This window comes from Lyngbya aestuarii BL J, from assembly GCF_000478195.2.
Taxonomy (GTDB): Bacteria; Cyanobacteriota; Cyanobacteriia; order Cyanobacteriales; family Microcoleaceae; genus Capilliphycus; species Capilliphycus aestuarii.
In genome coordinates, this window is record NZ_AUZM01000005.1 from 149,764 (window position 1) to 158,492 (window position 8,729).

Annotated in this window: 4 protein-coding genes; 2 read left to right on the forward strand and 2 right to left on the reverse strand. The window is 43.8% G+C overall.

The window, feature by feature from the left end:
- Positions 1-83: 83 nt before the first annotated feature.
- Positions 84-5,045 carry a calcium-binding protein gene (locus M595_RS04040; RefSeq protein ID WP_023064636.1) on the forward strand — a complete coding sequence of 1,654 codons (4,962 nt, stop codon included), beginning with the start codon at positions 84-86 and terminating at the stop codon, positions 5,043-5,045.
- 279 nt (positions 5,046-5,324) lie between these two features.
- Entirely contained in the window at positions 5,325-5,891 is a 567-nt protein-coding gene (locus M595_RS04045; protein WP_023064674.1) for a Uma2 family endonuclease, read from the forward strand.
- 33 nt (positions 5,892-5,924) lie between these two features.
- On the opposite strand, the gene M595_RS04050 is transcribed toward M595_RS04045, so the two are convergent.
- Both M595_RS04050 and M595_RS04055 read right to left on the reverse strand, forming a co-directional pair.
- On the reverse strand, positions 5,925-6,668 hold the full coding sequence (locus M595_RS04050) for a pentapeptide repeat-containing protein (RefSeq protein WP_023064653.1): 744 nt from the start codon (positions 6,666-6,668) through the stop codon (positions 5,925-5,927).
- Between the two features lie 74 nt (positions 6,669-6,742).
- The gene (locus M595_RS04055; protein ID WP_023064726.1) at positions 6,743-7,918 is read right to left on the reverse strand and encodes a pentapeptide repeat-containing protein; all 1,176 of its coding nucleotides are present in this window, start codon (positions 7,916-7,918) and stop codon (positions 6,743-6,745) included.
- Positions 7,919-8,729: the final 811 nt, after the last annotated feature.

Genomic DNA, 8,729 nt, shown 5'->3' on the forward strand with positions numbered 1-8,729 from the left:
TTTGCTAAACGAGAAACTTATCTCAATCATAAACTTCCAGACCATCTCTTAACCCAAGCTATTTACTGAAAGAGGATAATTCAATGGCAACTTATCAAGGTGATAACTTTGGGCTTGTTAAAACAGAATTGACAAATTTTTCCAATAATTTGGGCGATATTTTAGGTCAATCAGCTTTTTTAACAGACATTCCACTTTTAGAGGAAAATGCCCTACAGCAGAGCATAGATAATAATTTAATTAACCCTCTCAAGAATGCTTTTAATAATTTGTTAGTAACTCCTACAAATGCAACAGATTTTATTAACAACCTTAGAGCGTCTCTCAGCAGCTTCGGAACTGTAACTTATCCAACTTACCAAACTGAAGATTCTTTAACCTTTTCCGTAAATATCAACTCTCAAATTGGGGTATCTTCTCCTTTCTCTCTGGAGTCGGGGCTTCCAGCTCTTGGAATGCGAATAAAAGGTGAAGATAATGACGTTCAAGCTAACTTAAGCGTCGCTCTAAACTTTGATGTTGAACTGTCTAAAAATGAGGGTGTTAAATTAAAATTTAACAATGAAAATGACATTGGAATAGAAGGATTAATTAAACTTGGAGATTCTGCTGAATTTGAAGCCACTTTAGGTTTTTTGGCTCTCAATGCAAAAAATAAGACAAATGAAGAAGGTACTTCATTTGATATCAGTTTAAATATGGATTTAGACTCCGATGGCAATGGTGAAATTTCAATTGATGATACTTCTGCACAATTAGGAGGAAAGCTAAATATCAACCTAGAATTGGAAACAAAAATTCTTAATTCTGATATTGACCTCCCCTCTTTAACAAGTGATTTTACTGTTGATTGGGATATTGCAGAAGCACAAATAGGTGGTGAGGGATCATACATCGGAGTAAACTCTCGGCCCGAGAAGGTGGCATTTGAAAATATAACCCTGGATGCCGGACATTTTTTCTCTGATATTGTCAATCCAGTTTTGAGAAATGTTCAGTCCGTAACCCAACCAATTGGGCCTTTTGCCGAAGCTCTACAAGCAGAGATTATACTTCTTAATGATTTCCCAGAGTTGGGAAGTATTTTTGATGCAAATGGCGATGGAAAACTTAGTCTTATTGATTTGGCTTATTCTTTCTCTGATAATCTCGACTGGGGCTTGATTGATAACCTCTCTCAGCTTGTTAATATTATTAATGCACTTCCAGGCGTACCAGACGGTGAGACTTTTGAACTCGAACTTGGTTCTTATGAACTTCAAGACTTCGATCTGACCAATCCAAACTTCGATCTTAGCCAGATTTCATCTATTAATCCGATAGAGGAGATTAAAAGCTTTCAAGAACAACTAACATCAATGGGAGAACCTGATGCTGTAGACCTAACACCAGATCCTGAAAACCCCCTACCTCCCGAGAATCCATTTTCTGGATATGGTACTTTTGTTTCATCTCTTGAGACTTTACCCGGAGGTGGATTTGAAATTCCCATTTTAAAGAATCCTCTGAATTTCTTTAATCTTTTTCTTGGAAAAGACCTCGACCTGATCAAATATACTCCACCGGGTATTAGCGGTAGCTTTTCCATGAATGAGTACATCCCCCTTACAGGCCCGCTAGGTATCACTTTGGCTGGTAGCGGAGGATTTGCAGGTGCCCTTTCTTTGGGATTTGATACATACGGCTTTAAACAGCTTATTGAAAGTGAAGATCCATTTGATCCTGCGAATTTTGCTTCTGTTTTAAATGGTTTTTATGTGGATGACACTGATAATGGAACAGAGAATGATGCACCAATCCTTAACCTAGATGTGGGCATCGAAGCTGGGGGTGCAGCAGAAGCGATTGTAGCCCGTGGCGGAGTCCAGGGTGGTATCTATGGAGATTTATGGTTTGATGTGGTCGATGAAGATGGAGATCAAAAAGCACGTTTTTCAGAACTTTGGCCTCTACAAGTTGCCGGAGAAATTACTGCTGGTGTAAGAACTTATGCTGAAGTTGGTTGGCCTGATTGGGGAGCCGGCAAGCGATGGGAGTGGGAAAGCCCTCGTGTAAAGGTAGCTGGCTTTGATACGAGTAATATGACACTGGCTCGTTCTCCGAAGTTGGCTACTGCCATTCAAGGTGGTACTTTACAAATTAACCTGGGGGAAAATGCCGAAAATCGGGAGATTGTAAACATTGAAGACGACTTTGAGTATGTCAAGGTTGAAAAGGGTTCTATCAAGGTAACTTCGTTCGGTTTAACTCAAACCTACGATGATACGGGAATCACTCAAATTCTGATTGATGGGGGTCAAGATGATACTGTCGTTGAGTCAGTAGAAATATCGATTCCACTACAAGTTACAACTGGCGATGGCAATGACGACATTCAAGGAGGTCTAGGAAACGACTTCATTGAAACCAGCTTTGGGACAGATTTTATTAGGGGTGAAGCTGGAAACGATGTTTTGGCTGGTGGTGATGGTGATGATTGGGTTTCTGGTGGTTCTGATAACGATATTATCGATGTCGGTACAGGTAATGATATTGCCTATGGTGATAGTGGAGATGATGATATACGGGGTGGAATTGGCAGCGATAATCTTAGTGGAGACGATGGCAATGATAGTGTAAGAGGAGAAAATGGCCAGGACTTTGTTGATGGTGGTTCTGGAAATGATTCTCTTTTGGGCGGTGAGGATAATGACTTATTATTTGGTCGGCTTGGGGATGATACAGTTTCAGGTGGTAATGATAACGATACTATCCAAGGTAACGAAGGCGACGACCAAATCACCGGCGATGGCGGAGATGACAACATCGAAGGAAACCAAGGCAGTGATAACATCTCCGGCGGAGAGGGCAACGATGCGATCGCCGGAAACGAAGATGATGACCAAATTACAGGTAACGAAGGTGACGACCAAATCACCGGCGATGACGGAAACGACCAGATCGAAGGAAACGGCGGCCAAGACCAGATCGAAGGCGGACTCGGAGAAGACAACATCGAAGGCGGCGACGGCGACGACATCCTCAAAGGCAACCAAGACAACGACATGATCACCGGTGGGTCTGGTAACGACCAGATCGAAGGCAACCAGGGAGACGACCAGATCGAAGGAAACGACGGCGACGACAACATCTCCGGCGGCGTTGGCCAAGACCTACTCTATGGCAACGACGGCAACGACCAAATCAACGGAGACGGCGGAAAAGATAGCCTCTACGGGGGCTTCGGCGCCGACCTGTTGGCGGGGAATGATGGAGAAGACGAACTATATGGCAACGAGGGAGAAGACACCCTCTCCGGTGGCGAAGCCGATGACCTCCTCTACGGAGACAAAGACAACGATACCATTTACGGCGATAACGGAAATGATTTCATCGTTGGCGGCGAGGGGGCCGACTCCATCAACGGCGGAGAGGGCGATGATACCGCATCCTTCTTTACCTCCAGTTTCGGGGTGATCGCTGACCTGACAACCGGGGGTGGCGGTGGTCGTGGAGACTCGCGGGGCGATCGCTATGAAGGCATTGAAAACCTGGAAGGGTCAGAATTTCGCGATCGCTTAATTGGAGACGCCAACGACAACAAATTCAGCGGACTCGGCGGCAAGGACTACATCGACGGACGAGACGGCGACGACACCCTCGACGGGGGAACCGGAGATGATAACCTCATTGGCGGTCGGGGAGATGACAGCCTTATGGGTCAAGACGGCAACGACGACCTCGACGGCCAACAAGGAAACGACTTCCTCGACGGCGGAAAAGGCGAAGATGTACTGTTGGGGGAAGCCGGCGATGACACCCTCTACGGTCAAGCAGACGGAGACGACCTCGATGGCGGAAAAGGTCACGACTATCTCGATGGCGGAACCGGCGATGACTTCCTCTCCGGTCGCCAAGGCCACGACGAACTGTTTGGACGCGAGGGAGATGATTACCTTTCCGGGGGTAGCGGTCGCGACACCCTCCAAGGCGAAGCCGGTATGGATGTTCTGTTTGGAGAAGGGGGTAAGGATATCCTCTACGGCGGAACCGGAGAAGATAGCCTGTTTGGGGGAGATCAAAACGACTTCCTCGACGGCGGGGAGGATCGCGACTTCCTCGACGGCGGAAACGGCAACGATGACCTCTACGGCCGCCAGGGAGAGGATACCCTGTACGGGGGTCAAGGAAACGATTTTATCTGGGGTAACGAGGACAAAGACACCCTCTACGGCGATGAAGGCAACGACATCCTCGACGGCGGCGAGGACAGCGACATCCTAGACGGCGGCGACGGCCGGGATGAACTCTGGGGTCAAACTGGAGAAGACACCCTCTACGGTGGAAACAGTCACGACCTCCTCGACGGTGGTGAGGACAACGACATCCTAGACGGCGGAACCGGTCACGATAACCTTTACGGACGCCAGGGTGCAGACGACCTCACCGGAGGCGAGGGTAAAGATTCCCTCTGGGGTCACGAGGACAGCGATCACCTCCGAGGCGATGACGGAAAAGACTATCTCGACGGTGGAACCGGCAACGACATCCTCGACGGCGGAGACGGCCGAGATATCTTGTTGGGAGACGACGGCAACGACGAGTTATCCGGCGGCAACCACAACGACCTGTTAGACGGAGGCGAGGGTCAAGATACCTTAAGTGGGGGAGAAAACAATGACCAACTCTACGGCCAAGGAGGAGACGACGAGTTAACCGGAGATGCCGGAAAAGATACCCTCGACGGCGGCCAGGGCAATGATACCCTCAACGGGGGAGAACACAATGATCGCCTCATCGGTGGGGATGGAAGTGATATCCTGGCGGGTGGAGAAGGCATCAACACCTTAACGGGGGGTTCGGGAGAAGACGAGTTTGAACTGTTTTTCGGAGACGGATATCAACTCATTCTCGACTTCCTCCCCTCCCAAGACTCGTTTAAACTTGCAGACGGTTTCACCCTTGACTCCCTGATCTTTGAACAAGATTTAGGTGATACCAAAGTCTACGATGAAGCCAGCAACGACTTGTTAGCCATTTTGAAAGGTGTACAACTGGCTGACTAAAATCTTGATGATTCTGCTGAGTTGAATGGTGAGGTTTCTCCGATTTAAGAGGTAAATTCTAGCAGCCAGATGACTATTTTTCTGAGTCTGGCTGTTTTCTTTTCTTAAAACCTACTTGAGTTAAGTTAGTATTTTTGACGATAGCATCACTTAAATTAGTGATTGATATAATCAACTGAGGGTTTAGTTTAATTAATTTTCACTCAGATGAGATTAGATGTTATTCAGTCAGTGTTTGCTAAAATAATCTTACACCCTAATTGCAGTTGAGCAACTCCTATGCTAGAAACCGCAACCAAAGCTTACAGCTTTCAAGATTATCTTGACTTGAAAGATAATAGTGATTTAAAATATGAATTATTCAACGGAGAATTAATTCCGATGCCTCCTGCTAGTGGATTACACGCTTTGATTCTTCTGTTTTTATTTCAAGCATTATCGGCTGAAATTCAACGAATACAATTAGATTGGGTTGTAATGCCTGGAAATGTGGGAGTGAGAACGGGAATTACAAAATCTCGCATTCCTGATTTAATCGTAATTACTGAAACTCAACGTCAAGTTCTCAAAACATTACCATCGGCAATTCTCGAAGAACCTCCCCTATTAGCAGTTGAAATTGTGAGCGTTAATAACCCCGATGATGATTACCGTTACAAACGCTCTGAATATGCGGCTTTAGAAATTCCCGAATATTGGATTATCGATCCGCAAGAACTCAAAGTCTCTGTTTTAACGTTAGTTTCGGGGTTTTACGATAGCGCAGAATTCCGGGGAGAAAATCGAATTAATTCGCCGAGTTTTCCAGAATTAAACTTAACCCCCGAACACATCTTAAACCCTTAATTACCAAAAACCCCATAAACTTAAAAGATAGTTTTACTCCTCAAAAATAGCTCCTCGTTTAATTAAATCTTGTTTAACTTGTTCCGATAAACCCGCATCATGCCACATTCTCGCCTGTTTAACGTTCGCTCCGGTAAAATCTGCACCTGTTAAGTTGGTTAACGCAAAACCCGCTTGATTAAGGTTGGTATTTTTAAGAATCGCATGACTTAAATTACAATTACTCAAGTTACAATTACTTAAATTGGCTTCAGTTAAATTCGCTCCACTTAAATTCGCTCCACTTAAATTCGCTAACGCCAAACTCGCCCGATGTAAATCTGCTTGAGTTAAATTTGCATCACTCAATAACGCTCCACTTAAGTCAGCCCCGCTTAAATTAACTTCTTGTAAATCAGCATTACTCAAGTCAGCATCACTTAAATCTGAACCTCTGAGATAAGCCCCTTTCAACTCAGCCCCACTCAAATCTAAACCTGTTAGATTTACGCCTAATAGTCTCGCACCTGCAAAATCTTCTAAGGGATTTAAACCAACAAAATCTGCCAACTCTAAAAGGTTTTCTGTTTTCGCTTCTATAATCGTTTTAATCTGGTTTTGCAGTTGAGAAAAATCAACACCTGCGGCGGCAGCTTTTTGGGTGAGAACTTGCAGATTTTCAACTTTAACTTCTGATTTCAAGCCCTGCGATCGCAACCAAATGGCTAACTTACATTCTAAAACAGCCAAGCGATTTGGACTAATATTGTGGGGCCATAATCCTTCTACACGAGTCATTGTAGTTCTTAACTATCTATTACTAATCTTAGGTTTGAGTGTAATTTTCAGCGTTAAATTTATTTGCCCAGACATTACTCATTCTGCTCAAAAATAGCTCCTCGTTCAACTAATTCAGATTGAATGCGCCGAGAAATTCCGATCGCCTTTGAAAAGCAAACCTTCTCAACAATGGCATCTTTTAACTCAGCCCGACTCAAGTCAGCGTCCTGCAAATTGGCATTTCTCAAATCTACCCCACTCAAGTCAGCATATTTTAGATTAGCTGAGGACAAGTCGGCATGACTCAAGTTGGCCTGCGACAGATAAGCGCTACTGAGATCAGCTTCTCTGAGATTTGCATAGCTTAGGTTAGCACGAGGTAGTTTCGTTCGTAAATCAGCTTGATAAAGATTTGCATGGCTGAGATCGGCATCTCGGAGGTTGGCATTACTCAGAATCGCTTGGGTGAGGTTAGCTTTTGTGAGTTTAGCACCACTTAAGTCAGCCAGGGCTAAGTTTGCTTGGGCGAGATTGGCATTTTCCAGATTAACACCTTGAAGGTCGGCATAATACAAGTCAAAACCGCTCATATCTGCCCCTACGAGGTCTTCAAAGAGGTTTAAACCGACAATTTGAGCAATTCGCACGAATTCATCGCTTTTTTCGTCTAGGAACCATTGACGCAGCATTGCCCACTGTTGTTGATAGCAGTTTTGGGCGTGTGTATCTTCCCCCAGGGTTTGATAAGCGAGTCTCAAATTTTTGAGGGCGTTTCCTTGAGAGGGGCGGTTGTTTGTTTGTTTGGCGATCGCCAACTGTTGCTGATAGTATTCTATGGCTTGGGGAATCTCGCCCGAGGTATGGTAGGTGATCGCTAAATTGGAGAGGGTTTGGGCTGTCGTTTGGGGATCTTGGAGTTGACGGGCGATCGCTAACTGTTGTTGTTGGTAGCTGATGGCTTGGTGATAATCTCCTTGGGTGTAGTAAGTATTTCCTAAGTTTCCTAAGGCGTTGAGTTGTCCTTTGAGATCTTGTATTTCGATTGCGATCGCCAAGTGTTGCTGATAAGATTTGATAGCTTGATCGAGATTTCCCAATGCTTCATAGGCGACACCTAGATTGCCCCATGTTGCTCCTTCTCGTTTACGATCATTGAGATCGTGATAGAGGGTGAGGGCTTTTTGCCAGGTTTGCAGGGCGGCTTCAAATTGCTGGCTTTGGTATTGTAGAATTCCCTGCTTGAATATCTGATCAGCTTGTTGTTGCATCTCTGGTTGGTTTCAGCAGCGTCTTTACTGCTTTAGTTATACCGAAATTTGTTCTGGGTTTGAGCAAAACCTTTGGATTTACTGGATGAGTTCTCTGTCTGTTTGGGCAAATGTGGCGAAAAACTAATTTTTAGATTGATGAACTCTTGTTGGATTTAATCTCGGTTTATCTTGTTGATATTGCTCTAAAAAAATAAAGAGAGAGAGTTACTTTAGCAACTCCCCCTACCATCTGGGTGCATCTATTAATATCATGTCTCAACATCTGTTATATAGTCAAGGTTTTAGTTTAAAGATTCTGTAAAAAATTAGGTTTAATTATGAAGCTTTGGTTTTGATTTTTTAGGTAAGCTTATGAATATTTCTCTAAAAAATAAAGAGAGAGAGTTACTTTAGCAACTCCCCCTACCATCTGGGTGCATCTATTAATATCATGTCTCAACATCTATTATAAAGTCAAGGTTTTACTTTAAAGATTCTGTAAAAAATTAGGTTTAATTATGAAGCTTTGGTTTTGATTTTTTAGGTAAGCTTATGAATATTTCTCTAAAAAATAAAGAGAGAGAGTTACTTTAGCAACTCCCCCTACCATCTGGGTGCATCTATTAATATCATGTCTCAACATCTATTATAAAGTCAAGGTTTTACTTTAAAGATTCTGTAAAAAATTAGGTTTAATTATGAAGCTTTGGTTTTGATTTTTTAGGTAAGCTTATGAATATTTCTCTAAAAAATAAAGAGAGAGAGTTACTTTAGCAACTCCCCCTACCATCTGGGTGCATCTATTAATATCATGTCTCAACATCTATTA